Source organism: Nocardia sp. NPDC057455 (genome assembly GCF_042802775.1).
Taxonomy (GTDB): domain Bacteria; phylum Actinomycetota; class Actinomycetes; order Mycobacteriales; family Mycobacteriaceae; genus Nocardia.
The window spans coordinates 44157-70508 of the sequence record NZ_JBHVDM010000033.1; the positions used below are offsets into that span (position 1 = coordinate 44157).

Annotated in this window: 17 protein-coding genes; 11 read left to right on the forward strand and 6 right to left on the reverse strand. The window is 69.5% G+C overall.

Going from position 1 to position 26352, the window contains the following annotated elements:
* Window position 1: 1 nt before the first annotated feature.
* The 4 genes from ACFU5M_RS16025 to ACFU5M_RS16040 all read right to left on the reverse strand — a co-directional run bounded on the left by ACFU5M_RS16025 (window position 2) and on the right by ACFU5M_RS16040 (window position 8708).
* Window positions 2-4192, reverse strand: coding sequence for a TIGR02680 family protein (locus ACFU5M_RS16025; protein ID WP_379049321.1), 4191 nt, complete (start codon window positions 4190-4192; stop codon window positions 2-4).
* A gap of 3 nt (window positions 4193-4195) precedes the next feature.
* The gene (locus ACFU5M_RS16030) at window positions 4196-5620 is read right to left on the reverse strand and encodes a TIGR02678 family protein (protein ID WP_379049323.1); all 1425 of its coding nucleotides are present in this window, start codon (window positions 5618-5620) and stop codon (window positions 4196-4198) included.
* Complete coding sequence (locus ACFU5M_RS16035) at window positions 5620-7281, reverse strand: TIGR02677 family protein (protein ID WP_379049358.1); 1662 nt, start codon at window positions 7279-7281, stop codon at window positions 5620-5622. Before ACFU5M_RS16035 ends, ACFU5M_RS16030 begins: the two co-directional genes overlap by 1 nt.
* Before the next feature lie 155 nt (window positions 7282-7436).
* On the reverse strand, window positions 7437-8708 hold the full coding sequence (locus tag ACFU5M_RS16040; protein WP_379049325.1) for an XRE family transcriptional regulator: 1272 nt from the start codon (window positions 8706-8708) through the stop codon (window positions 7437-7439).
* Window positions 8709-8907: 199 nt separating this feature from the next.
* Here ACFU5M_RS16040 and ACFU5M_RS16045 point away from each other — a divergent pair, with 199 nt between their 5' ends.
* Window positions 8908-9213: a hypothetical protein gene (locus tag ACFU5M_RS16045; protein WP_159844034.1), complete on the forward strand. Its 306-nt coding sequence runs from the start codon at window positions 8908-8910 to the stop codon at window positions 9211-9213.
* On the opposite strand, the gene ACFU5M_RS16050 is transcribed toward ACFU5M_RS16045, so the two are convergent.
* Together ACFU5M_RS16050 and ACFU5M_RS16055 are read right to left on the reverse strand one after the other, a co-directional pair.
* On the reverse strand, window positions 9115-11706 hold the full coding sequence (locus ACFU5M_RS16050) for an AMP-binding protein (protein WP_379049328.1): 2592 nt from the start codon (window positions 11704-11706) through the stop codon (window positions 9115-9117). The genes ACFU5M_RS16045 and ACFU5M_RS16050 overlap by 99 nt on opposite strands.
* Before the next feature lie 102 nt (window positions 11707-11808).
* Window positions 11809-12693 carry a PAC2 family protein gene (locus tag ACFU5M_RS16055; protein WP_039798445.1) on the reverse strand — a complete coding sequence of 295 codons (885 nt, stop codon included), beginning with the start codon at window positions 12691-12693 and terminating at the stop codon, window positions 11809-11811.
* 167 nt (window positions 12694-12860) lie between these two features.
* Here ACFU5M_RS16055 and metH point away from each other — a divergent pair, with 167 nt between their 5' ends.
* The 10 genes from metH (at window position 12861) to ACFU5M_RS16105 (ending at window position 26339) form a co-directional block, all read left to right on the forward strand.
* Window positions 12861-16457, forward strand: a complete 3597-nt coding sequence (gene metH / locus ACFU5M_RS16060; RefSeq protein WP_379049330.1) for a methionine synthase — start codon at window positions 12861-12863, stop codon at window positions 16455-16457.
* 638 nt (window positions 16458-17095) lie between these two features.
* Window positions 17096-18919 carry a protein kinase gene (locus ACFU5M_RS16065; protein ID WP_379049332.1) on the forward strand — a complete coding sequence of 608 codons (1824 nt, stop codon included), beginning with the start codon at window positions 17096-17098 and terminating at the stop codon, window positions 18917-18919.
* 305 nt (window positions 18920-19224) lie between these two features.
* The gene (locus ACFU5M_RS16070) at window positions 19225-19896 is read left to right on the forward strand and encodes an HAD family hydrolase (RefSeq protein WP_379049333.1); all 672 of its coding nucleotides are present in this window, start codon (window positions 19225-19227) and stop codon (window positions 19894-19896) included.
* Between the two features lie 160 nt (window positions 19897-20056).
* On the forward strand, window positions 20057-20920 hold the full coding sequence (locus ACFU5M_RS16075; protein ID WP_379049334.1) for an arpA protein: 864 nt from the start codon (window positions 20057-20059) through the stop codon (window positions 20918-20920).
* Window positions 20921-20964: 44 nt separating this feature from the next.
* A complete protein-coding gene (locus tag ACFU5M_RS16080; protein WP_379049336.1) occupies window positions 20965-21801 on the forward strand; it encodes a class I SAM-dependent methyltransferase in 837 nt (278 codons plus the stop codon).
* Window positions 21798-23612 carry a choline/carnitine O-acyltransferase gene (locus ACFU5M_RS16085; protein ID WP_379049338.1) on the forward strand — a complete coding sequence of 605 codons (1815 nt, stop codon included), beginning with the start codon at window positions 21798-21800 and terminating at the stop codon, window positions 23610-23612. The genes ACFU5M_RS16080 and ACFU5M_RS16085 overlap by 4 nt, the downstream gene beginning before the upstream one ends.
* Before the next feature lie 120 nt (window positions 23613-23732).
* Window positions 23733-23996 carry a phosphoribosyl-ATP diphosphatase gene (locus ACFU5M_RS16090; RefSeq protein ID WP_039798430.1) on the forward strand — a complete coding sequence of 88 codons (264 nt, stop codon included), beginning with the start codon at window positions 23733-23735 and terminating at the stop codon, window positions 23994-23996.
* A gap of 44 nt (window positions 23997-24040) precedes the next feature.
* The gene (gene hisG, locus ACFU5M_RS16095; RefSeq protein WP_379049341.1) at window positions 24041-24892 is read left to right on the forward strand and encodes an ATP phosphoribosyltransferase; all 852 of its coding nucleotides are present in this window, start codon (window positions 24041-24043) and stop codon (window positions 24890-24892) included.
* 113 nt (window positions 24893-25005) lie between these two features.
* The gene (locus tag ACFU5M_RS16100) at window positions 25006-25140 is read left to right on the forward strand and encodes a hypothetical protein (protein ID WP_379049343.1); all 135 of its coding nucleotides are present in this window, start codon (window positions 25006-25008) and stop codon (window positions 25138-25140) included.
* A complete protein-coding gene (locus ACFU5M_RS16105; protein WP_379049345.1) occupies window positions 25140-26339 on the forward strand; it encodes a YeiH family protein in 1200 nt (399 codons plus the stop codon). The genes ACFU5M_RS16100 and ACFU5M_RS16105 overlap by 1 nt, the downstream gene beginning before the upstream one ends.
* Window positions 26340-26352: the final 13 nt, after the last annotated feature.

Genomic DNA, 26352 nt, shown 5'->3' on the forward strand with positions numbered 1-26352 from the left:
GTCAAGTCACCGGCGTGAGTTCCAGCCCGCCTTCGATCGTGGTGGGAACCCGGCGGCGATCGGGGGAGCCGAGCGCGGCGGTGAGATCAGTTCCGTCGTGTTCGGCGAGCAGGTCGCCGCTGTCCCACACCAGCAAGGTCGCGCTGACGGTGTTCTCGGCCGCCGCGTGCGCCAAGTCGTAGTGCGCGCACGCCGGGACGTGCGGATAGGTGATCCACAGGTCGTAGCCGGTCATGAACAGATCGAGGTCGAATTGCACGCTCAAGCCGAGCAATTCACTGCGGCCGTTGTCGTCGACGCCCGCGAATGCCTCGTCCAGCGCCAGCAGGCGGGGAGCCTGCGGGTCGGCCGAATCGAGCATGACGTGCGCCGCGGCGAACAACGGCAGGTGCAACGACACCGACTGCTCCCCGCCCGACAGCGCGCTGTGCCTGGCCACGGTGAGCTTGTCCTCGCTGCCGTCGGCGGAGATCAAGGTGAACGAGAACACCCGCCAGGTGCGGTAATCCAGCGTCGCGCCCAGGATCTCGGGGTAGGAGCGCTCCGGATGCGCGGCCCGCGCCGCCCGGATCCCGGCGGCGAAGTGCGCCCGGATCGCCGCCAGGTCCTCCGCTGTCAGCGCCGAGGCATCCCGGTCCAGCAGCTTGCACATCGCCCGCGCCGCGTCCGACAAACTGTCGGCGAGCACCCAGTGCACGCCGATGGTGTTGCCCGAGGACATTCGCCGCTGCTTCATCTCCGCGCCCATTCTGGTGATGAGATCGCGTGCGTCGCTGGTGCGTTCGTGGATCTGCTGGGCCAGGCCGGTCAGCAGAGCATCCTCCAGGATGCGCCGCTCGGCGTCGGTCAGCAGAAGTTCCTGGTCACGGCGCGCGGCATCGATGCGGGTGGCGAAGTCGGCCAGCGCGGAGATGCCGTGCTCGTCGTGCACCTGGACGACGGTGAGGCCGTCGGCGGCGTCCCATTGCAGCCGGTAGTCGCGGCCAGAACCGGCCAGCGCGGCGTCGAATTCCTGCAATGCGGCGGTCACCGCCGTGCGCGTGGACTTGCGCGTCACCTCGCCCGCGCGCACCGACGCCGTGGCCGCGGTGAGGCTGTCGAACAGCGCGTGGACTTCGTCGGGCAGGATGCGCGGTACTGCCTGCGGCCCCGCCGCGGAGATCCGGTACAGCAATTGCTCGGGCGTCGACCACGCGGCGTCGCTGCCGGGCCAGCGGCCGTCGGGGGCCGCACCGAGCAACGTGAGCAGATCCGCCTGAGCATAAGGCGCGAGAGCCTTTACCTCCGCCAGCACTTCGGTGAGCGCGGTGGCGAGGGACTCGTGCGCGGTCCGGTAGGCGGCTTCGGCGTCGCCGACCGCCTCGATGGCCTGGTTGGCGGCCTTGCGCGCGGCCTTCTGCTCGGACTTGGTCGCCTCGATCCGCTGCCGGGCCTGCTCCAATTCGCGATCGATGTCGGCCGCGCCCGCGCCGAGGGCCTCGCGCAAGGTCTCCAGTTTGCGCAGTTGTTCCTGGTAGCCGGCGCGTGCGGCCTCGGCCTCTTCCGCGAACGCCTCGGCCAGGTCGGCGGCCTCGGTCAAGCGGTCGGCGGCCTCGCGTTCGCGCTCCCGTTCCCGCTCGTGGTCGCCGCGCAGCCGCAGCAGTCCCGTGCCGGTGTTCTCGAAGTGCCGGACGGCGGCGGCGAGAGCGTCGATCTCGTGGGCCGTGCGCGGGGTGCGGTGAGCGGTGGCGGCGGCGCGCAGCTTCTTCTCCGCGGCGGACAGCTCCGCGACCGCTCGGTCGAGATCGCGCTCGGCGTGGGCGGCGGCCTCCGCACGCGATCGCAGCACGCCCGCGGCCTCGGATACGGCGCGCAAGCCCGTGGTCACCGCGGCCGGTCGCGCAAGCGCCTCGACTGCGGCGGAGATTCGCGTGAGTTCGGCCGCGGCGGCGGCCTCCTGTTGTTGGGCGGCACGCCGGTCCTCGTCCACGGCCGCCACGGCCGCGGTCAACTCGGCCGCACGGATCTCGCGGCGCCTGGCTCGCGCGGTGGCGCCGATGAATTCGGCATCGGTCTTGCGGTGCCTGCCGATCTGCACGCCTTGCCGGAACGCGCCGTCCACCCCGATCGTCACCGTCCCGCTCGGCTCGCCCGCCCCCTCGTGCAGGGCGATGGAGGCGAGGACATCGGCGACGACTTGCCGCGGCACCACCACGGCGTCGGAATCGTCCTCTATGACGAGCACGTCGGCGAGTGTGCGGCCATTCGGGCGCTCCGGCGCGGGCAGCGGCACCAGGAACTGATCGGAGTCGTAGTCCGGCGGCAGCTCGCCCTCTTGGCAGATCCAGGCATCCAGCAGATTCGCGGCGTGCAGCGCGGCCTCGATGCCTGCCGCGGTCTCGGGCGTCACGTCGTCCGCGAAGCGCACCAGCCGCCACAGCTCGGCGCCGGGCCGGTCGCCGGGCCGGCCGGAGCGGCCGGCGAATGCCGGTGGCGCGTCGTCTCGCCGGGCCATCACCCGTTCGAGTTCGGCGCTCAGCTCGCTGCTGCGCGCCGCGGCCACGGCCGCGCGGGAGCGTGCCTCTTGGCGGCGGCTGCGGATCTCCTCGAGCAGTGGCGCGCTGCGCTCGGTCAGCACCTCGCCGATGGTCGGCGCATCCGAACCGGCTTCGGCCAGAGCCGAGTTCAGCGCCTCGAGAAGACCGGCGCGCACCGGGGTGTAGACCTCGCTGTGCTCGTCCCACCAGGTACGCAACGCGGCCGCGGCCTCGGACCGGCGCAACGCGACCGCCGCTTCGGCGTGCGCGACCTCCGCCGCGGCCGCGTCACGCAGTTCGCTCGCACGCTCGGCCAGCCGCTCGGCCCTGATGCGTTCGGCGGCAGCGGTCTCCATCGCCCCCACCGCTTTGCGGACCGCACGCACGTCGGCGTCGCGTTCCTCGGCGTGCCCGCGCACCGCCGCGGTGAGCTGCTCGGCCCGTGTCGATTCCGGCGGCGGCGCCCACGCGATCCCCGCCTCCTCGGCAGCGGCGCGCAGGTCGTCCTCGCCGCGGGCGAGCGCGGCGGCGGCGGTGCGCTCCGCGGTTCGCGCGCGTTCGGCCTCCAGCGTCCGCTGGTCCAAGGTCTGGCGGGCCTTGAGCGCTTTGTCGGCGTGCGCACCCGCCGAGGTCTCCAGGCGCCGCACCGCGTCGGCCAGGTCGTCGAGTTGCTGTTTGCCCTCGTAGGCGCTGGAGCGCTGCAGGTTCTCCCGATCGGCGAGGGCCTGCTCGTAGGCGCGGTCGGCGTCCTCGGCGCGAGCCTCGGCGGTGGTGCGCTCGGTCTCCCTGCGCTCACGCAAGGCGGTGGCGGCGAACAGCGCCGTGCTCGCGTGGGTCACCGCGTCGAGCCGTGCGCGTACCTGGTCGACATCGGTCCTGGCTTGGACCGCGAGATATCTGCGGTACACCTCGACGAACGCCCGCGTCGCGGTGTCGGCGTGCACCAAACCCTCCAGGGTGCGGCCGACCTCCTCCATATCGCTGAACGACCGGGCGGCGTCCAGGATCAATTGCTCGTCGAGCGGGCGCAGGCCGTCGGTGAGCGCCTGCGACAGGCCGCGCGGGTCGAGGTTCTTGGCGAGCTGCGGGCGGCGCAGCGTGAGGATCAGATTGATCAGCTGGTCGTAGCGCTGTGCGCCGAGACCGAACATGCGCGCGTCGATGGCGTTGCGATAGTCCACCGGCCGGTCGACGATCGAATCGGTGCCGATCTGCTCGGCGAGCTGCTTGCGAGTGAACGGCCGGTCGTCCGGCCCGATCAGGGAGAAATCGACACCGACCCGGCCGTCGGCCACGAAGTACCAGCGGGTCACCTTGTCCGAGGAACGAGTGGCGCGCATGCCGATGCCGACGGTGACCGTCTCCGGATCTTCCCAGCGACCGCGCGCGAATTCCATCCAGACATAGGAATAGGCCGAGTCCTGCTTGCGGTAGAGCAGGTTCGACTTCATCGTGCGTTCCTCCCCGGCGAACGGATTGAGCCTGCGCGGCTCGATCCGTCCGTCCAGCACGAACGGGAAAAGCACCTCCAGCGCTTTGGTCTTGCCCGACCCGTTCGGCCCGCGCAGCACCAATCTGCCGTCGGCGAAACAGAACTCCTGGTCGCGGTAGTCCCACAGGTTGACGATCCCGGCGCGGGTCGGGGTGAACCGCACTCCGCCGTGAATGAGCGACATCCCTCAGTTCCCTTCCGTACCGGTACCGTCGGGCCCGTAGGTATCGGCCGCGGTGACGAACAGTTCCGCGGCCCGTTTGGTGCGGACCGTCACGACCGCGCCACGGTAGCGGGCCAGGGCAGGCAGCACGAGCAGTCCGTCGTCGACCACCCGGACCAGCCGTAGCCGCTCCAGCAGTGCCACCACCTCGGTGGTGAGGCGCGCGACGTCGGCCTGCCACTGCGCGGCGAAGGTCGTGCCGTAGCGGTCGGCCAGTGCCTGCACCGTCTCGCGCAACCAGGCCTGCTCGATCAGCGGATAGCCGGACGGCGCCTGCCGCTCCTCCTGCCCCTGTGCCTCCTCCGGCGGATCGAGGTCGTCCGCGGGCGATGCCGGTGAACGCGTCTCGGCCAGCGGCGTGAAGACCGTGGCTTCGGGGATGGCTTCGTCGAGCTGGTCGGCCAGTGCCGCATCCGCGTCCGAAGCGGCGTGACGTCGCGGCAAAGGGTGGTCGATATCCAGTACCCGGTCGGCGATCTCACCGGACAGCAGCAAGGCGACCTGCGCGAGCGTACCTGTCCCCGGAAAGCGGACATCCGACAGCCGCCCCGAGGTGTCGATCAGCGCGACCCCCTCGGCACGGCGTTCGGCGCGCAGACCGGTGAACAATTCGACCTCCGCGACGACCCGCTCCTGGGCGAGGACGGGGCGCTCTACGGGCGCGAGGTCCTCGGCGTACACCACCGGCTGTTCGACCAGCGCCCTGCGCACCCGGCGCGCGATCTCGGCGGTGGTCGGCGAGTGCGCGGAAACACCGGTGACCGTAGACTCCTCGCCGAGCAGCCCACGCACGCTGTGCAGATGCTGCAATGCCCGCGGCGGCCGGAACAGCGCGAAGACGACCGGCCGGTCGATGTCGTAGAGCGCCTCGCAGGTTTCCGGATCGCTGGCCCAGCCGCCCGCGTCGCCGTCCGCCAACGCGAGCGCGCCGCGCACGGTCAGCCAGCCCACCGCGTCGACGAACGCGTCGCGGTCGGCGGCTCGGTCGGTGGCCAGCTCCAGCCCGTCCACCCGGCTCGCGTAGGCCGCGACCTGATCGGCCAGCTCGGACAACGTGATCTGGTCCCCCGCGCGCCCAAGCGCGGCGAGCGCGAGGGCGAGGTAGGCGTAGCGGCGGCGGTCGAAGACGCGCTCGCCGGGTGTGCGCGCGGGCCTGCCCGCGTCGAGGCGGTCCAGTACCGGGAAGACCCGTGCCGTCGTCTCGGTGACTTCGAGCCGATAGCCGAACAATTCGGCGAGATCCTCGCGCAGTTCGGTGGCCCAGCGCCGGATCAGCGGCAGCGCGATCCGATCCGGATAGGTGCGGGTCACCAGGTGGTTGGCCAGGACGACGCGGGCGGCGCGTTGATAGTTGTCCAGCGCTAGCGCATCGATGGTGCGTCCGTGCATCAGCGGCGCTCCCCGCGCGTGCGCGACCGTATTCCGGTCGTCTGCTCGATCTTCAGCGCCCGATTGTTCAACCGAAGCAGCCCGCGGGTAGTGCGCACGACGGTCGGACCGTCGTGTTCGGACACCGTCAGGGTGACGCCGCTGTCGGAGCCGGTGGTGCCCGCGACCCGGCCGCGCACCGGAACCCACGCGGTCGACGCGGCGTCCAGCAACCGCAGCAGCACTTCGGTTTCCCGTTCGTCCAGCACCCGCTCATGGATGTCGCCGCAAGCCAGCGACCGGGCGGCTTCGGCGCGGGCCCGCTGCGCGTCCAACTGCGCCTCACGCAGGCGCCGGATACCCGCGTCGTTGCGGTGGATGCGGGCGGGCGCACCCGCCGAGGGCGGGCGCCCGGTCTCGGCGAGCGTGCGTGAGATCTCCAACGGCGGTGCGTCCCACCAGGACCGGATCGCCGGAATAACATCGGCGTCCGGGTGTTCCATCGCCAGGTGCCGCGGCTTGCCCAACCCGAACACCGCCTCGAACAGCGCGTGGGCGCTGTCCGCGGTCGGCGCCGCGGTGAACCAGCCGGCCAGATGCCGCAGTGCCGACTCCCGGCTGACCCCGCCGCGCCGCGTCTCGGTGACCCGCCGTAGCAACGACAGCACCGCGGCGATGGCGCTCATGGTGGCCTCGCGCAGCCGCTCCGCTTCCGTCGTGCCCGCCTGTTCGCCGGACGCGACGAACCAGGTTCGCAGTCCGTCCCACCTGGCCTGCCAATCCGATCGGCGTTCCTCGATGCCCAGCAGCACTCGTTCGTCGCACCGCGCCGCCCGCACGATCAGGTCGTCGACACCGGTTTCCTCGATCTCGGCGATCGCGGCCGCCAGCCGCGGGGTGAATCGGGCCAGGTCCAGGCTGAACTCCCGCATGTGCGCCAGCAGCGCGTCCTTGTGCGCGAGAAACGATTCCGGGGTGATCTCCGTGGTGCGCACCAGGTCGCCGAGCCCCAGATAGAAGTGCGCGGCGCGGGCGGCCAGGTCGGACAGCGCGGTGTCGAGGCGGCGCAACGTGCGGTAGACGCGTTCGGCGTCGCCCGCTCGGTTGGCCTCGGCCAAGGTGTGCAGATCGGCCAGCAGTTCCGGCAGGACCAGGCGTGACAACGAGGCCTCGTCGAGGCGCGCGCTGAGCACACCGGCGACCGCCCGGTATGCCTGGAATCCCGCTTGGGAGAACTGGTAAACGTAGTGCCGGTTGCGATATTCGGCCAGTGTCGCGGCGCGGGTTCCGTCGTAACTGCGCTCCAGCACGCCCCATTGGTGCAGCTGGTCGAGCAGCGGTCCGATCTCGACGGCGGTCAGGTGTGAGGCCGCCGCCAGGCTGACGGGCGCCGGGGATCGGTCCGGCACGCCGGCTTTCGGTTGCGGTCGTCCACCTGCGCGCGGATCCGAATGAAGCGTTCGCGATTTCTCGGCGTGTTCCACATCACTGGTCGTCGCGACCGGTTGGTTTGTGGTGACCAGATCGGGCGTGCGCAGCGAGTTTCCGTTGCGTCCGACCCACTCCGCGACGTCGTCGGCGTGCAGCAGCACCACGTACGCCGCTCGCGCACTGTCGAACGCGCGCAGCACCCGCAGGTAGTCGGCGCGCCGCTCGGCGGTGGCGAAGGAGAACAGCCGCAGGCGGTCGTCCCAGCGGGTATCGGCACAGCCGTCAGCGGAGTCGGTCACCGGGAACAGGGTAGTAGCGGGGCGATCGCCGCTCGCACGACGATCCGGTGTTCGGCGTGGCCGCGTCCGGTCCGGCACTGTTCGCCGCGGCCGCGGCGCAGGTCGGCTCACTCGACGGACATCGAGCGCATCTGGTCCAGATACGCGCGGGTGCGCGGATCGCCGGGGAAACGCTCGATGATCTCGCGCGCCACCTCGCCCGCGATCCACATCAGCGACGGCAGGGAGCGCCTGCTGCCCGCGAACGCGCGCATGCCCTCGGCCACCGCCAACTCCAGGTCGCGGTCGCGCACCGCGACCACGGCCAGCGTCAGATGTGCCTCGGAGACCCGCATCGGGTTGCGCACCGTGCCGTCGGGCCGGCTCGCGTTGCGGATCACATCGCGCGCGTAGCGTTCGGCGAGCCGATCCTCGCCGGCGACGCGGCAACAGTCCATCGCGTAGAAATCGAACTTGTTCGCATCGATGACGAAATGGTTGTCCAGATTTGCTGGATGTTCGAGTCGCTCCAAAATAGCTCGACCCTCGTTCAGCGCGATCTCCACCTCGCGCGGATTGCCCAGCCTGGCCCAGGCTTTGGCCCGCTGGGCAGCGAGTTGGACGCCGACACGCAGGTGCTGGCTTACTTCCAGCGTCGGCTGCACGGCCTCGATGACACCGCGGTAGTTACCTTGGGTCAGCGCGAACCACGCGGTCATTTCCGCCGCCCACGCGGCGATCTCGATGTTCTCCGCCTCCTGTGCCAGCGATTGGGCGGCGCGGCGGGTCGCCTCGGCGGCGGTGCGGCGGCCCAGGTCGTAGTCCACGCAGCCGACCAGCAGCGCGACCCATCCCGCGAGAACGAGGATTTCGCGGTGCTGGGCCAGGGTCAGGCGACCGTCCAGCAACGAGGTGATCCTGCGCAGCCACGCCGTGCCCTCGGTATGCAGGTCGTGCGGGTCGGCGTAGGAGTATTCGCAGCACAGGCGTTCGGCGGTGATGCGGATGGCCTCCAGCGTCACCGAGGACACATCGGACATGCGCAGCCGTCCGATGAACTCCAGCGTGTCCATGCCCGTGGCGGAGAGCAATTCGTCGTCGCGGTTCGGTCTGACCTTGGGGAAGAACGCCGCGGTCACCGTGTCGAAGGTGGCGGCGATGATGGGCGCGTAGAAGTCGTCGGGGCGTGATTCGCCCGATTCCCAACGGCGCCAATTGCGTAGCAGAGTACTGTCGGTCGGCAGGTTGTGCGAAGACTTTCCACGCATCACGCGAACAGCGTCGGCTTGCGACCACCCCCTCGCGTCACGCTCGGAGCGCATTCGGACAGCCCAGACGGGTCGATCGTCGGTAGCGGCCACGTCTGTAGTATCGCACCAGTTAACGTTTGGTGGCCCCAAGAGGGCAGGCAGATGTCCGTGTGTTGACAGCTACATTCGCGCCGCCGCATTGTGCATGCTGGTCATGGCGCCAGAAGTTAGCCAGCCCCTCCTGTAAGAGCAACTGCAAGTACATCTGCTCTTGCACGAAGCGCAAATACCCCGTAAAACGGGTGGATCCACATAAGAGAACAGCGATCCCAATCCAACGGAGGTTCGGGTGGAAGCGTTGATCTATGGATACTTGCGTGACGACCTGGCCGATGGCCACAGCAAGGAGCTCGAGGCGGCGATGAGCAGCCTCGCCCGCGAGGAAGGGCTGTGCTTCGCCGCAACGTTCCATGAATCGACCGGCGGTGACGGGACGGCTTTCGCCGAGCTCACAGCGGAACTCAAGCGCGCGGACGCGCATCATGTGGTGGTTCCCTCACTCGATCACTTTGCCGGTCAGACGATTCCGCGCGACATCCTGATCGCCAAACTGGCCCAGGACGCGGCGGCGCGGGTGTGGACCGTGGAGAGCTGACCGCCGCGACCGAATTGCCCGGTACCGCACCGATCCCCAGCGTCGCAGCCAGGTAGCCGCGCCGGCCGCGACCACACCCGCTGCAAGGGAAGCGAACAGCCCCGCGAGCCGGTGCTGTTCGAACAGCGGGTACACCTGCCAGTGCAGCAGATAGACGAACAGCGAACCGTCGGCCAGCACCGCCGCGCAGACGGCGACGGCAGCGGGAACCCGGACCGCGGACAGCCACACCAGTGCCAGCAAGCCCGCCATGATCAGTCGTTCCCGCTCGGGAACGCCGAAATATCCAGGCACCGCGATCAGTACGACGGCACTCACCGTCATCCGCTGCCACATCGACGTCGCCTTCGCCGCCGCCCAGCCGAGCGCGAAGAGCCACACCGCCAGCGGGGAGAACGGGACGTCCTTCGCCGAATACGAACCGAACGCCTGGTATCGGAAAACGAGGCACAGCGCGACCAGCGCCATCGCGAACCAGAACGGCTCGGCGCGTTGCCACCGGTCCACCACGGGCATCCGGAGCAGCAGCGCGGCGGCCAGCGTGAAATACACGAGCACCTCGAGAAACCACAGGTGCCCGGCGGTGGCGCTGTCGTGCGGGCCCAGAATCTTGTTCAGTAACAGGACATTCTGCCAGCCGTAGTAGTCACTGAATGCCAGCGTCAGCGCGACCCAGAGCGCCGTGGGCGCCGCAATGGATCCCACAGCGCGCAGCGTGTGCCGCAAGCGCTCGGCGGGTGGCGCCGCGGTTACGGCGAACCGCGCGAAGTTGAATCCGGCCACCCCGAGCAGTACGTGCGCCGCGCCCCACCGCACGAACACTTCGGCGTGCGCGCTCACGATCAGTACGATGCCGAGCGCTCGCAGCAGTGTTGCGGTGTCGATCGCCCGTCCGAAACGTTTGCGACCTCCCGGTATCTGCTCCAATTCCGCCACGGAGGTGGTCGGCCAGTCGGTGGGCAGGCTGCCGAGCGCCCGCTCCAGTCGTGCCGCGGTGGTCACGTAGGTCAGCGAATTCCCGCCGAGATCGACGAACGTGCTGTCCGCGTGGATCCGCGCGGGGTCGATGCCGAGGGTGGCGGCGTAGAGGGCGCGGATGTCACGCGCCTGCGGCGCGGATCCGGCCAGCAGGCGGATGCCGGTGTAGTCGGGTTTGCCATTCGGTAGCCGCGGTATTCGCTCGACCGGGCGGACCCGGATGGCGGCGGCGGGCAGGCCGGACAGGCGCGCGGCGAGTTCGGTCGGATCGGACCGCGGGGTCTCCACCGCGACGACCAGGTGCGCGTCGTCGTCGGCGCAACACGCCCTGAATCCGGCCGCCGTGAGCCCGGATTCGAGCCGCTCCAGATCGATGCGCAATCCGAAGATCTTGGCGAACCGGCTGCGTCTGCCGACCACCTGGTATAAGCCTTCCGGGGTGCGCCGGGCCAGGTCGCCGGTGCGCAGGGACTCGAGCGTGTGACCGAGTGCGAGGTCTCCGGCCGACTTCGCGTACCCCATCATCACATTGGCTCCGTGATAGACGAGTTCGCGCGATTCGTCCCCATCGTCGGATTCCTCGATCGGCTCGAGGGTGAATTCGCCGCCGGGGATCGGTATCCCGATGCAGTCGGGGTGCGCGCTCGCCAGATGCGCGGGCAGGTACGCCATCCGGGCGGTGGCCTCCGTCTGGCCGTACATGACCACGAACTCCCAGCCGTTTTCCTGGCCGAGCTCGGCGTATCGGCGCACTCGCTGCGGCGCCAGCCTGCCGCCCGCCTGGGTGACGTAGCGCAGGTGCGGCAAAGCCATGCGGGCGAAACCGATCCGATCGAGCAGATCAATGGTGTAAGGGACCGCGGCGAAAGACGTTGCGCGACACTCCCGGAACGCGCGCCAGAATTCCTTGTCCAGTACCGACCGGTCGGTGAGCAAGAGACTCGCCCCGCGCAGCAGATGGCTGTGCACCACCGACAGGCCGTAGCAGTAGAACATCGGCAAGGTGGTGGCCGCGCAGTCCTCCGGGCCGATGGACAAGTACTCGGCGATGGCCGCGGCGTTGGCGCTCAGGTTCGTCGCCGAGAGCCGGACGAGCTTCGGCGATCCGGTGGACCCCGAGGTACTCAGCAGCAGCGCGAGATCAGGATGCAGCCGATGCGCCGAAGTCTCCCGGACCATGCGGGCGCGGCCTTCCTCGACGAGGACATCGGGATCGTAGGCGTCCCGCAACTCACCAGTGATCTTCTCGGTGAGCAATACGACGCAACCTGCGCTGAGCGCTCCGAGATACGCGACGAGCGAGGCGAGGTCGTTGCGCGCGGCGAGCGCGACGAGGCGCCGGGCCGGGCCCAGTTCGGTCGCGTAAGCCTCGACGAGCGCCGCAAGCCGAGCGTAAGTGACCTGCCGCGCGAATTCGGGCACGGTAGCGCCGTCCGTGCCCGCATGGTCGGGGCAGTGGACGGCGATCCGGTCGTCGAAGGTGCGCAGACGCTCGACGATCGGATGGACGGTCACCGGCGAAAGTGTAGGAGGCGGCCGTTCCCCGGCCTGACGGCGACCCCCTGGCGAACTTCCGGTGAACGGCAGTCCCTCCCGAACACGCCGCCGCGCCGCCGATCAGAGACCGAAGCTGCCCGGACCTCGTCTGCGCAGGTACTTCTCGAATTCCGCCGCGATGGCGTCGCCATCGATCTTGGCCATCGCCTCGTTCACGTCGACCGCCGCGTCCCCGCGCTCCTCCAGCGAGCGCACGTACTCGCTGATCTCCTCGTCGCCCACGGTCATCTCGTTGACCGCGGTCTCCCAGTCCTCCGCCTGCTTGGGCAGTTCACCCAGCGGCACCTCGATGTCGAGCACGTCCTCCACCCGGTGCAGCAGCGCGATGGTCGCCTTCGGATTCGGCGGCTGGGAGACGTAGTGCGGGACGGCGGCCCAAAACGACACCGCCGGGACGCCCGCCTTCACGCACTGGTCCTGCAGCACGCCGGTGATCCCGGTGGGGCCCTCGTAGCGGGTCTGTTCCAGGTTGAACCGCTCGGCCGCCTCCTTGCTGTAGGCCGAGCCGGTGACCGGCACCGGTCTGGTGTGCGGAGTATCCGCGAGCAAGGCGCCGAGGATGACCACGGTCTGCACCCCGAGCTGCTCGATGAACTCGAGCAGGTCGCCGCAGAAGCTGCGCCAGCGCATGTTCGGTTCGATGCCGCGCAGCAGCACCACGTCGCGGTCGCTGCCGGGCGGCGAGCAGACCGACAACATCGTCGACGGCCACTGGATTTCCCTGGTCACCCCGTCCACCTGACGCACGGTCGGCCGGTTGACCTGATAATCGTAGTAGTCCTCGGAGTCGAGTTCGGCCAACGGCTCGGCGTCCCAGATCAGTTCCAGATGCTCGACGGCGCCGCTGGCCGCGTCACCGGCGTCGTTCCACCCCTCGAAGGCGGCGACCAGTACCGGATCCCGCAACGTCGGCAGTTCCGGATCGGGAGTTTCACTGGCGTTCACCCGGTCAGCCTACGGCGTGCGGCGATATGGCGTGTCGTATGGCGGCCGGACCGGGTGGCGTGTTCCCGCGAGCGAATGCGGCGGTGCCGCGGCGGGCGTGTGGTCCAGGCCACCGGGCCTCGACGCGGTGGCCTGGAACGTCCACCCCGCCCACTACGCTGGAACGCATGTCTGCGTCCATCCCCGCCGAGTTCGACACCACGCTACTCGACACGCTGCGCCGCCGTGTCGTCATCGGCGACGGTGCGATGGGCACCATGCTGCAAGCGGCTGATCTGACCTTGGACGATTTCCGCGGGTTGGAGGGCTGTAACGAGATCCTCAACGACACCCGCCCCGACGTCCTGCGCCATATTCATCGCGCCTATTTCGAAGCTGGCGCCGACGCGGTCGAGACCAACACCTTCGGCTGCAACCTGCCCAACCTCGCCGACTACGACATCGCCGACCGGATCCGCGACCTGTCCGAGCGCGGCACCCGGCTGGCCCGCGAGGTCGCCGACGAGATGGGCCCGTCCGCCGACGGTACGCCACGGTACGTGCTCGGCTCGATGGGGCCGGGCACCAAGCTGCCCACGCTGGGGCACGCGCCGTTCGCCGCGCTGCGCGACGCCTACGCCGAAGCCGCCCTCGGCATGCTGGACGGCGGCGCCGACGCCATCCTCATCGAAACCTGCCAGGACCTGCTGCAGGTGAAGGCGGCGGTGACCGGCAGCAGGCACGCGATGGCCCAGCTGGGCCGCCGGATCCCGATCATCACGCACGTCACGGTGGAGACCACCGGCACGATGCTGGTCGGCAGCGAGATCGGTGCGGCGCTGACGGCGCTGGAGCCGCTCGGTATCGACATGATCGGCCTGAACTGCGCGACCGGCCCGGCCGAGATGAGCGAGCACCTGCGCCACCTGTCCCGGCACGCGCAGGTGCCGGTCTCGGTGATGCCGAACGCCGGGCTGCCGGTGCTCGGCGCCGACGGGGCGGTGTATCCGCTCACTCCCGAGGAGTTGGCGGTCGCGTTGCGCGGGTTCGTCACCGAGTTCGGGCTGGCCCTGGTCGGTGGCTGCTGCGGAACCACGCCCGAGCACATCCGTCAGGTCACCGCCGCGGTGCGCGAGGTGGAGCCGGCCCTGCCGCCGGTCGCCGAGCGGCGCGCGCCCGTGCACGAGCCGAGCGTGTCCAGCATGTACACCGCGGTGCCGTTCGAACAGGACGCCTCGGTCATGATGATCGGCGAGCGGACGAACGCCAACGGCTCCAAGGCCTTCCGCGAGGCCATGCTGGCCGAGGACTGGCAGAAGTGCCTGGACATCGCCAAGGATCAGACCCGCGACGGCGCGCACATGCTCGACCTGTGCGTCGACTACGTCGGCCGGGACGGCACCCGCGACATGGCGGAGCTGGCCGCCCGGCTGGCCACCGCCTCGACGCTGCCGATCATGCTCGACTCCACCGAGGCCCCGGTGTTGCAGGCCGGGCTGGAACACCTCGGCGGGCGTTGCGCGGTGAACTCGGTGAACTACGAGGACGGCGACGGTCCCGATTCGCGTTTCCAGCAGACCATGCGGCTGGTCGCCGAGCACGGCGCCGCGGTGGTGGCGCTGACCATCGATGAGGAGGGCCAGGCCCGCACCGCGGCGAAGAAGGTGGAGATCGCCGAGCGGCTGATCGCCGACATCACCGGCAACTGGGGGCTGTCGGAGAGCGACATCATCATCGACACGCTCACCTTCACCCTGGGCACCGGCCAGGAGGAGTCGCGCCGCGACGGGCTGGAGACCATCGAGGCCATCCGCGAGCTCAAGCGCCGCCATCCCCGGGTGCAGACCACCCTCGGTCTGTCCAACATCTCCTTCGGCCTCAACCCGGCGGCACGACAGGTGCTCAACTCGGTCTTCATGCACGAATGCGTGGAAGCCGGTCTGGATTCCGCGATCGTGCACGCCTCCAAGATCGTCCCGATCAGCCGGATCCCGGACGAGCAGCGCGAGACCGCACTGGATCTGGTGTACGACCGTCGCGGCGAGGACTACGACCCGCTGCAGAAGCTGATGGCGCTGTTCGAAGGCGTGTCCACCTCCTCGTCGAAGGCGTCGCGGGCGGAGGAACTGGCCGCGCTGCCACTGTTCGAGCGGCTCGAGCGGCGGATCGTCGACGGTGAACGAGCGGGAATGGAGGCCGACCTCGACGAGGCCATGACCGAGGTGCCGCCGCTGCAGATCATCAACGAGACCCTGCTGGCCGGGATGAAGACGGTCGGCGAGCTGTTCGGCTCCGGTCAGATGCAGCTGCCGTTCGTGTTGCAGTCCGCCGAGGTGATGAAGGCCGCCGTCGCGTACCTGGAGCCGCACATGGATGCCACCGACGACAGCGGCAAGGGTCGCATCGTGCTGGCCACCGTCAAGGGCGACGTGCACGACATCGGCAAGAACCTGGTGGACATCATTTTGTCGAACAACGGCTACGAGGTGGTCAATCTCGGTATCAAGCAGCCGATCGCCACCATCCTGGACGCGGCGGTGGACAAGAAGGCCGACGTCATCGGCATGTCCGGCCTGCTGGTGAAGTCGACCATGGTGATGAAGGAGAACCTCGAGGAACTCAACGCCAAGGGCGTGGCCGAGCAGTTCCCCGTGCTGCTCGGCGGCGCGGCCCTCACCCGGTCGTACGTGGAGAACGATCTCACCGCGGTGTACGCGGGCGACGTGCACTACGCGCGCGATGCGTTCGAGGGCCTGCGGCTGATGGACGACATCATGACGCGCAAGCGCGGTGGCGAGATGGATCCGGACAGCCCGGAGGCCGTCGCCGAGCGGGAGCGGGCCGCCGAGCGCAAAGCGCGCCACGAGCGCTCCAAGCGGATCGCCGCGGAGCGCCGGGCGGCCGAGGTGCCCATCGTGGTGCCCGAACGCTCCGACGTCGCGGCAGGCCTGCCGGTGCCCGTGCCGCCGTTCTGGGGCACGCGTCTGGTGAAAGGTCTTGCCCTGCACGAGTACTCGGGTCTGCTGGACGAGCGGGCGCTGTTCCTGGGGCAGTGGGGCCTGCGCGGGCAGCGCAGCGGCGACGGGCCGAGCTACGAGGAACTGGTGGAGACCGAGGGCAGGCCACGCCTGCGCGCCTGGCTGGACCGGTTGAGCACGGAGGGCGTGTTGCAGCACGCCGCGGTGGTGTACGGCTACTTCCCCGCGGTGTCCGAAGGCGACGAGGTCATCGTGCTCACCGAACCGGAACCCGATGCGCCGGAACGGTACCGGTTCACCTTCCCGCGTCAGCAACGTGACCGTTTCCTGTGCATCGCCGACTTCATCCGTTCCCGGGAATACGCCCGAACGACCGGTCAGGTCGACGTCCTGCCGTTCCAGCTGGTCACCATGGGTCAGCCGATCGCCGACTTCGCCAACGAGCTGTTCGCGGGCGACAGCTACCGCGACTATCTGGAGGTGCACGGCATCGGCGTGCAGCTCACCGAGGCGCTCGCCGAGTACTGGCACCGGCGCATCCGCGAGGAACTCGTCCTCGACGGACACGCGGTCGCCGAGTCCGACCCGGCCGACGTGCTGGAGTACTTCAAGCTCGGCTATCGCGGCGCGCGTTACTCGTTCGGCTACGGCGCCTGCCCCGACCTGGAGGACCGCGCCAAGCTGGTCGACCTGCTCGAGGCCGATCGCATCGGCGTGGTGCTGTCCGAGGAGTTGCAGCTGCATCCGGAACAGTCCACCGACGCGTTCGTCCTGCTGCATCCGGAGGCGAAGTACTTCAACGCGTGAGCGTGCGCGGACGTGGTGCGGTGCCGACGGCCGGAGCGCCTCGGCGCCACGCTGTCAGCGCGAAGGCTGCGTGACCGTCGGCCGAGGGCTTTTGGAGCTGTGGCGGCACGGCTCCCTCGGCACGAGTCGGCGTCGCTGATTCCTGACACCGCCCGACACCGATTGATCTGTCGGGCGCCCCAGTTGCACCGCCTTCGGATCGGCCGCGGCCTTGCGGAGTCCGGCGGTGTGCGCGCCCTTCGCCGCGGAGTCCGCGACGGGCGTTGTGTGGTGTCGCGGCCGGAGGCGAGCAGCGGTGCAATGCGAGCCATAGCGAAAAGCTCTCGCGCCAAGAGCCTTTACTACCTGGTCGGATGTCGGTTCGCGCGCGAATCGGAGTGCGCGTCGGCGCGTCATGGCACGCGGGCACGCGGTGTTGACCTGGGCGATCGCCCATCCCCGCGCCGGGAGGTGGATGTCTGTCGGGTGGATGTGCCATTGTCGAAGGCGTTGTAACTGCATCCGGGGCAGTCGGCGGATGCGTTCGCGTCCCTGCTCAGTGGTGCGAAGCACCTCGGCGCGTACGCCTTCGGAGTCCATCCGGGCTTGCGCGTGGAGTGCGAAACGGCTAGGCGCGTAAGTAGGAGAGGCACACCACCATGACGGCGGATCGATTGATCGCGGGACGGTACCGGCTCACGGATCCGATCGGCACCGGCGCCATGGGTGTGGTGTGGCGAGCAACCGATGTCCGGCTGCAGCGCACCGTCGCGGTCAAACAGGTGTTGCTCGGACCCGGGCTGTCCGGGTCGGCGGCGCTGGAGGCGAAACGGCGTGCCATGCGGGAGGGGCGGATCGCCGCGCGGCTGCACCATCCGAACGCCATCACCGTGTTCGACGTGGCCGAGGAGGACGGCCAGCCCTGGTTGGTCATGGAGTACATGGACGCGCCCAGCCTGGCGACCAAACTGTCGGGCAATCGCACGCTACCGCCGATCGAGGTCGCCCAGATCGGCGCGCAGGCGGCGAGCGCCCTGGCCGCCGCGCACGACGCGGGGATCATGCACCGGGATGTGAAGCCGGCGAACCTACTGGTTGCCGACGACGGCACGGTCAAGATCACCGATTTCGGCATTTCCCGCGCGGTCGGCGACGTGACGGTCACGGCCACCGGCTTCCTCGCCGGGACGCCGGCCTATCTGTCGCCCGAGGTGGCGCGCGGCGAGGATCCTGAACCGGCTTCCGACGTCTTCGCCCTCGGTTCGACGCTGTACGCGGCGGTGCAGGGGACCCCGCCGTTCGGCGAGGGGGACAACCCGCTCGCCCTGCTGCACGCGGTCGCGGGGGCCGAGATCCCGCCACCCGAGTCCGCGGGCCCGCTGGGGCCGGCGCTGATGTACCTGCTCGCGCCGGCCGTCGCCGACCGCCCGACCATGCGGGAGGCGAAAGCGATCTTCGAAGCTGTTGCCGCAGGCCGAAATCCAGAGTTGCCCGCGGCGGTGACCACAGTGATTCCCGCGCCCGCCGCGGCGACGACCGTCCTGCCCGAACAGGCCGCCGCCGTATCGCCGGAGCAGCCGGTCGACACCGGGGTCACCGCTGTCGTACCCTTCGCCGGGCCGGGTCTGTCCGCGACGCAATCGGTCACGCCGCCGCCGGTGCCGAGGCGGCCCGGGGCGGCCGCGACGTTGCCGGGCGTTCTGCGGGGCAGGCAGCGCGGCAGGCTGATCGCCGTGGAAGTCGCCGCAGTGATCGGGGTGCTGATCCTGGTCGCCATCATCGCGACGCTGGCCACAGTGGACGGCGAGGGTGGCGCCGCGCCGACGTCGTCGGCCGTGCCTCCGACTGCCGTGGCGCCCGAGAACGCGCCGTCACCGGCCGACGCGGCCGGACCGGAGCCGCGACAGGCCCCGGCACAAGCTCCCGCCCAAGCCCCGGCGCAAGCGTCCGCACCACCGGCCCCCGGCCCCGCTCCCGGCCCGGCCTCCGGGCCTGTGCCCGCGACCACTTCCGCGGGAGCGCCGCCGCCCGCCCCGGGAACCACCCCGCCCGTACAGACGACGAACCCCGCGCCGAGCCCCACTCCGCCGCCCAGCACCACGCCCCAGCCCACCACGTCGAGCCCTGCCCCGACCACCACCGGCCCGACCGCCACCGCGACGACCACCCCGTCGGGGCCGCCGACACCCGACCGGATCGCCTCGTTCATCCAGGGCTACTACGGCATGCTGCCCGCCAACGTCTCGGGGGCCTGGACACAGCTCGCTCCTGGATACCAGTCGAAGACCGGTTACGACTCCTACATGAACTTCTGGGGCACGATCCGCTCGGTGAGCGTGGGCTCGGTCACGCAGAACGGTGCGAACCGGGCGGTGGTCGCGCTGACCTATACCCTGAAGAACGGCACGACGACCTCCGAGAACCGATGGATCGAGGTCGTCGGGGACAGTGCCAAGCTGCAGATCGCCGCATCGGGCACCTAACGGGCTCACCTCCGCGCGGCCGGGCGCCTGCTGTGTGCGCGACTTCGGCGTGGCTACGCCGATCATGCCGCTGTCTCGGCCATGCTCCGGCTCGGCGTGGGGCTGTGGAGGCACGCCCAGCGATGTGGTTCGCGCGGCTGTCTCCGCCTCGGCGCGACGGCCGGCCGCTGAACTGCGCCCGGTCCCTCCCTCTGCGCGGGCCGGGCGGACTTCGTCCAGCGGTACGGTTCGCGAGCCGACCGGGCTGCGGACGGCCCGCCGGGCTGTACCGATGACAGGGACGACATAGAGGAGAAGGACCGAACGTGACGGCGCGACTGGCCGGTGTGCTCTGGGACATGGACGGCACGCTGTTGGACTCGGAGAAACTTTGGGACGTCGCGGTGCGTGAACTGGCGCGCGAGCACGGCCACGAGATGACCGACGCGGTCCGGCACGCGCTGATCGGGGCATCGGGGCCGAACGCTCTGCGCATCATGTTCACCGGTCTGGGCATCGAGCCCACGCCCGACTCGCTGCGGGCGGCGGGGGAGTTCCTGGAACGGCGGGTCACCGAATTGATGACCGGGCCAATCCCGTGGCGGCCGGGTGCGAAGGACGCGCTGGCCATGGTTCGCGCGGCGGGTCTGTCCAGCGCGCTCGTCACCAATACCAAGCGGTCGCTCGCGGAATTCGGTCTCGACACCCTGGGCCGCGACTTCTTCGACGTGTCGGTGTGCGGCGACGAGGTGGCGCACGGCAAACCGGAGCCGGATGTCTACCTACGCGCCGCCGAGCTGCTCGAGCTCGATCCGGAACGCTGTGTGGCGGTGGAGGACTCGCCCACCGGCGCCCGTGCGGCACAGGCCGCGGGCTGCGCGCTGGTGGTGGTCCCGTGCGAGATCCCGGTGCCGCACGCGCCCGGTAGGGTGTTCCGGGAATCGCTGATCGGGCTGACCGTCGCGGATCTCGAACACGCTCTGCGCGTACGCGGTTGAGCCGTCGGGGGCGATCGTCCGCCGTGCCGCTTCGGCCCGACGCAGGCCGAGAGTTACTGTGCCGCAACGGGAGTGCTCGCAGCTGGTAGGTGTGACCGTGATCACCGGCAATCTCGCCGAATCCCGGGCGTGTCGGCGACCGCTCCACCAAAATGACGCCATGGCAGCGTTGGGTGTACTCGACGAGATCGTAGATATCGCACAGTATCCCCTGGCGGATCCGGACGGGTCTGCGCTGCGGGAGGCGGTGCGGCGCGCACGTGCCGAACTGGCCGACACCGGCTGCACCGTGCTGCGTGGCTTCATCCGCCCGGAACTGACCGAGACCTTGCGGGCGCAGGGGGAGCTGATGGCCCCGCACGCGCACTACGAGGTCGAGCGGGTCAACGCTTACAACATCCCCCTGGACGCCGAGCTGCCGGAGGATCATCCGGGCCGGATCGTGCTGGAGCGGGGTAACGCCTTCGTGCCTCGCGACCGCATCCCGGCCGACGCGTTGATCCACCGGCTCTACACCGACGAGCTGTTCCAGCGGTTCGTCGCCGACTGCTTCGGCCTGCCCGAATTGCACGAGTTCGCCGATCCGCTCGCCGGACTGTGCCTCAACGTCGTCGCGCCCGGTATGTCGCATCCCTGGCATTTCGACACGAACGAATTCACCGTCTCGATGCTGACCCAGCCCGCCGAGGACGGTGGTGTCTTCGAGTACTGCCCCGGTATCCGCACACCAGAGGCGGAACACCTCGACGACGTCCGCGCTGTGCTGACCGGCACCGGCGGGCGTTTCGTCCAGCGGCTCGAACTGCGACCGGGCGACCTGCAGCTGTTCCAGGGTCGCTTCTCGTTGCACCGCGTCTCACCCGTCGGCGGTGCGCGCGAACGCCATTCGGCTATTTTCGCCTACACCGATCGTCCCGGAATGGTCGGCACGGTGGAGCGCACCCGGCAACTGTTCGGTCGCGTGCTACCCGACCACCTAGCCGCCGCGGCCGACGCCGTCCGGGGCGATCGACTGCTCGACTGAGCCGAACGGCTCGACTGACCGAGCTCGACCCGAGAGGACCGACAGTGCCAGTGCCGTTACACACGACCGGGAAAGCGTCTTTCGACGACATCTACGACCGCCCCGATCCGCGCGCGTACTACGCGCGCATGTCCGATCTGGACTACCGCATTCCGGAACTGGCGAAACCGTTCTTCCAGCAGCAGATTCGGGAATTCCGCGCTTCCGCGCGGGTGGCCGTGCCGACGGTGCTCGACATCGGCTGTTCCTACGGTGTGAATGCCGCGCTGTTGCGTTTCGACACGACGATCGGCGAACTGGCCGAGCACTACGCCGTGGGCGACATCGATCGGGCCGGTCTGATCCAGCGCGACCGAGCCCGCGTCGCGTCGCCGGCCGCGGCGGACGACGTCCGCTTCCTCGGCATGGACGCCTCCCGCCCCGCCCTCGACTACGCGCGGGAGGCCGGGCTCCTGCACGATGTGGTGCACGCCGACCTGGAGTCCGGCGAACCGGCCGAGGAGCAGCGCGCCCTGCTGGCGACCGCCGATCTGGTCGTCTCCACCGGCTGTATCGGCTACGTCACCGAGAAGACCCTGACTCGCGTGGCCACCGCACACCCGCGCAGGCGGCCGTGGATGGCACACTTCGTATTGCGCATGTTCGACTTCGCACCGATCGAGGCGGAACTCGCCGCGCTCGGCTACCGGACCGAGCAGGCGCCGGGGTTGTACGAGCAACGCAGGTTCGCCTCACCGGCCGAGCAGGCGCAGGTACTGAACACCCTGTCCGCCAATGGGATCGACACGACCGGCCGGGAAGATCAGGGATGGCTGTATGCCAACCTGTACCTGTCCAGGCCGCTGCCGAAACATCACGCCGACACCGAGGACAAGCATTGACCGAACGCACCTTCGCCGCCGACGACCACCTACCCCGGGTGCCCCTGCCGACGCTGGAGGACAGCTGTGGCCGGTTCCTGCAGTGGTGCGAACCGCTGCTGACCGCCGACGAACTCGCCGCCACCCGGTCGGCGGTCGACGACCTGCTGCGACCCGAGGGGCCGGGGCGCACGCTGCACGCGGCGCTCGCGGAGTACGACGCGACGCCCGGGGTCGGCAGCTGGCTCGACCTGTTCTGGCCGTCGCGGTACCTGGGCAGGCGGGACCGGATCGCCCTGAACGCGAACTTCTTCTTCCTGTTCCGGGACGACACGCCCCTGGCCGCCTCCACCGAGGCAACTCAGGTGGACCGCGCCGCGGCCATCATCTCCGCCGCCGTGGACTACAAGCTGGCGCTGGACCAGGAGACCGTTCCGCCGGTGACCCAGCGCGGGCAGCAGTTGTCCATGTGGCAGAACAAGTACCTGTTCTCCGAGACCAGGATTCCCGGCGCGGAGCAGGACACGGTGCGAGTCCCCTACAGCGAGGACTGGCCGGGCCCCTCCCAGGCCCGGCACATCGTCGTTTTCTTCCACGGCAGCCCGTTCCGGATGGACGTTCTCGGCCCGGACGGAGCGCCGTACTCACCGGAGGACCTCGCCGACGGGCTGCGCGCGGTGCTCAAGGCGGGCGCCCGCCCGGCCCGTACCGACACCGCCGTCGGGCAGCTCACCACCAAGGCCCGCGCGGAATGGGCGGAGAGCAGGCAGCGGCTGCTGGACGAACCGACGAACGCCGCGGCGCTCGACACCATCGAGACGGCGCTGTTCGCCGTCTGTCTCGAGGACTTCGCTCCGCGCGACGAACTGCACGCGTGCGACGAACTGCTGCACGGCGACAGTGCGAACCGGTGGTTCGACAAGTCGGTGTCCTTCATCGTCTTCGGTGACGGACAGGCGGGCATCAACGTCGAACACTGCGGGCTAGACGGCACCACGATCCTCTCGTTCGTGGACGCCCTGCTGGAGACCCCGGTGCAGGAACACGCCACGCGCTCCGGCGCGCAGGCGCAGGGACTGCCCGCGGTGGAGCCGATCGAGTTCGTGCTGGACGAGGCGCAGCGCGGTGACATCGCCGCGGCGGGCGCCGCCTTCGCCCGGTACGCCGCGGAGAACGCCACCCAGACGCTGTCGTTCCCGGACTTCGGCACCATGCAGGCCAAACAGCTGGGCATCTCGCCGGACGCGTTCGCGCAACTGAGCTACCAGCTGGCCCATCGGCGCAGCAAGGGGCTCACCGGCGCCACCTACGAGTCCATCGCGACCAGGCAGTACCGCAACGGCCGCACCGAGGCCATGCGGGTGGTCACTCCGGAGATGATCGCCTTCGTGGACGCGATGCAGGACCCGGACGCGAGCGCCGAGGCCCAGCTCGCCGCGGCGCGGACGGCCGCGGCCGCGCACGTGGAACGGGCCAAGCAGTGCCAGGCCGGGGCCGCGCCCGAGCAGCACCTCTGGGAGTTGCAGTGGATCCAGCGCCGTCGCGGTGCGGAACTGGGCGTCACCGACCCGATCCCGCTCTACGACAGCCCCGGCTGGACGATCATGCGCGACGACTACCTGAGCACCAGCTCGGCGCCGTCGGTCAACATCCGTTACTTCGGTTTCGGCTCCACCAGCTCCCGGTGCATCGGCATCGCCTACGTCCTGCTCCCGGACCGCTGGAATCTCTACCTCGCCACTCCGAAGCCGGTCGCCGACCAGATGCACGCCTTCGCCGACCACCTGCGCGCGGCGGTCGCCGATCTGCGGGCGTTGCTCGCCGCGAACTAGGCGCCCTCCGGCCCGGTTCTTCCGCACCTGCCAGGGGCGGAGGAGCCGGGCGGTCGCCGTTCCCGGCCATCGTGGGCCGGAGCAACGGGCCCGCATCCGGGTCTGAAACAATGGCTCATCGTGAAGAACTTCGAATCCCTGTTCGCCGAGCTGCAGGATCGTGCGGTCAACCGCCCCGAGGGGTCCGGAACCGTTGCCGCGCTGGACGCCGGCGTGCATACCCAGGGTAAGAAGGTGCTCGAAGAGGCCGGTGAGGTATGGCTGGCCGCCGAACACGAGAGCGACGAGTCGCTCGCCGAGGAGATCTCCCAGCTGCTGTATTGGGTGCAGGTGCTGATGGTGGGTCGCGGGCTGAAGCTCGAGGACGTGTACCGACATCTGTGACGGCCGTCCGACACCCCGTCTCTCCTCCCGAAAGGACCTCTCCCATGCTGCGCGTCGCAGTCCCCAACAAAGGCGCCCTGTCCGAATCCGCCGTCTCGATCCTCGCGGAAGCGGGCTACCGCAAGCGCACCGATTCCCGCGACCTGACCGTTCTCGACCCGGCCAACCAGGTCGAGTTCTTCTTCCTGCGGCCGAAGGACATCGCCATCTACGTCGGCTCCGGGGAACTCGATCTCGGTATCACCGGACGTGATCTGGCACTGGATTCCGGCGCGCCGGTGCAGGAACGGCTCGCCCTCGGGTTCGGCCGCTCCACCTTCCGCTACGCCGCCCCCGCCGGGCGGGAGTGGAAGGTCGAGGACCTCCACGACAAGCGGATCGCCACCTCCTACCCGAACCTGGTGCTGGACGATCTGCGCCGCCGGGGCATCGAGGCCGAGGTGATCCGCCTGGACGGCGCGGTGGAGATCTCCATTCAGCTCGGCGTCGCCGACGCGATCGCCGATGTCGTCGGCTCGGGGCGCACGCTGCGTCAGCACAATCTGGTGGCCTTCGGAGAGTCGCTCTGCGATTCCGAGGGTGTGCTGGTCGAGCGCAAGGACGCCGACCAGAGCGACCGGGCGCGCAACCAGCTCATCGCCCGGGTTCAGGGCGTGGTCTTCGCCCAGCAGTACGTCATGCTGGATTACGACTGCCCGAAGGAACTGCTCGACGAGGCGTTCGTCATCACCCCCGGCTTGGAGTCGCCCACCGTGGCGCCGCTGGCCGATACCGGCTGGATGGCCGTGCGTGCGCTCGTTCCGCGCAAGCAGAGCAACGAGCTGATGGACCAGCTGGCGGATCTGGGCGCGAAAGCCATCCTGGCCACCGATATTCGCTCCTGCCGCGCATTCTGAACGCCGAATTCGTCCCAAACGCCTGATCGGCTCAGGCTGAGCGCAATCGGTGTGCGCTGTGACCGGGTGTTGCTACCGTGCGGCCTCTCGATGAGGAAACGCAAGGAGCCCCCGTGTCACAGTCACCACCCGAGGAGCAGTCGGGCAGCACATTCACCTGGAACGAAGACTGGCTGGCGGCGATCGCCGGGCTGCTCCTGATCGTGCTGGTTCTGCTCGGCGTGATTCCGGATCGGCTGGTGCCGTGATGGCCGAGAGCGGTGCCGGAACGGCGAAAGAATCGACGGCGCCGACCGGCGACGAGCCCGGCCCGCGGTCGGCGGGTGCCGATGTCCCGTCCTCGGAAACCGAAGTGCTGCAGGCGGTGTCCCGTCCGACGGCGGGGGCGATCGCCGCCGGCATCGCGGTCGTGATCGTGCTGGGCGCTCTCACCCGCTACTTCGAGACACACGTCCCGCGGTGGGCGGTGGACACTCCGTTCCAGCGGGTCGCCAAGTCGATCGAATACCCGGTGTACGCCATCGCGCTCGGCTTGATCGGCAACGTCGTACTGACGAGACTCGCCCTGCGCGAGCGACTTTCGGCGGGCTTCCGCACCGAGTTTTTCATCAAGACCGGAGTGGTGCTGCTCGGCGCGTCGATCAATCTGAAGATCCTCCTCACCGCGGCGGGCCCGTCGATCGTGCAAGCGCTGCTGCTGATCACGGCCGTGTTCGGCTTCACCTGGTGGCTGGGCGGGCGCCTCGGCCTGGACGACAAGCTGCGCGCGCTGCTGTCCTCGGCGGTCTCGATCTGTGGCGTCAGCGCGGCCATCGCCGCGGCGGGTGCGGTGCAGGCGCGACGCGAGCAGATCGCCTACGCGGCTTCGCTGGTGATCGTCTTCGCCCTGCCCTCGATCTTCCTGCTGCCCTGGTTGGCGGAGACGCTCGGGTTGCCGGACGCGGTCGCGGGCGCCTGGATCGGCGGCAACATCGACACCACCGCGGCGGTCGCGGCCTCGGGCGCGATCGCGGGGGAGCAGGCGCTGCAGATCGCCACGATCGTCAAGACCACGCAGAACGCGCTGATCGGTGTGGTCGCGATCGCGCTGACCGCGTACTTCACGCTGCGCGTCGAGCGCGTGCCCGGCGCGGTGCGGCCCTCGGTGCGCCAGTTCTGGGAGCGGTTCCCGAAGTTCGTGCTCGGCTTCATCGCCGCATCGATCATCGGCACGCTCTACCTGCAGGCGGCGGACAAGAAGTCGGGCGCGGCGCACATCGCGATCGTCAACGATCTTCGCACCTGGTTCCTGATCTTCGCGTTCGTCTCCATCGGCTTGGAGTTCTCGCTGCGCGGACTACGCGAAGCGGGCTGGCGGCCGGTGGTGGTGTTCGGATCCGCGGTGGTCGTGAATCTCGCCGTGGGTCTGGGGCTTTCGGTGCTGTTGTTCCATTACTTCACCGTCTGAGGCGACTCGTGAT

Excerpts from the sequence above, each read along its gene's own strand:
- metH (WP_379049330.1), top strand. The coding sequence starts at position 12,861 with ATGTCTGCGTCCATCCCCGCCGAGTTCGACACCACGCTACTCGACACG.
- ACFU5M_RS16065 (WP_379049332.1), top strand. The coding sequence starts at position 17,096 with ATGACGGCGGATCGATTGATCGCGGGACGGTACCGGCTCACGGATCCG.
- hisG (WP_379049341.1), top strand. The coding sequence starts at position 24,041 with ATGCTGCGCGTCGCAGTCCCCAACAAAGGCGCCCTGTCCGAATCCGCC.
- ACFU5M_RS16025 (WP_379049321.1), bottom strand. The coding sequence starts at position 4,192 with ATGTCGCTCATTCACGGCGGAGTGCGGTTCACCCCGACCCGCGCCGGG.
- ACFU5M_RS16105 (WP_379049345.1), top strand. The coding sequence starts at position 25,140 with ATGGCCGAGAGCGGTGCCGGAACGGCGAAAGAATCGACGGCGCCGACC.
- ACFU5M_RS16075 (WP_379049334.1), top strand. The coding sequence starts at position 20,057 with ATGGCAGCGTTGGGTGTACTCGACGAGATCGTAGATATCGCACAGTAT.
- ACFU5M_RS16030 (WP_379049323.1), bottom strand. The coding sequence starts at position 5,620 with ATGCACGGACGCACCATCGATGCGCTAGCGCTGGACAACTATCAACGC.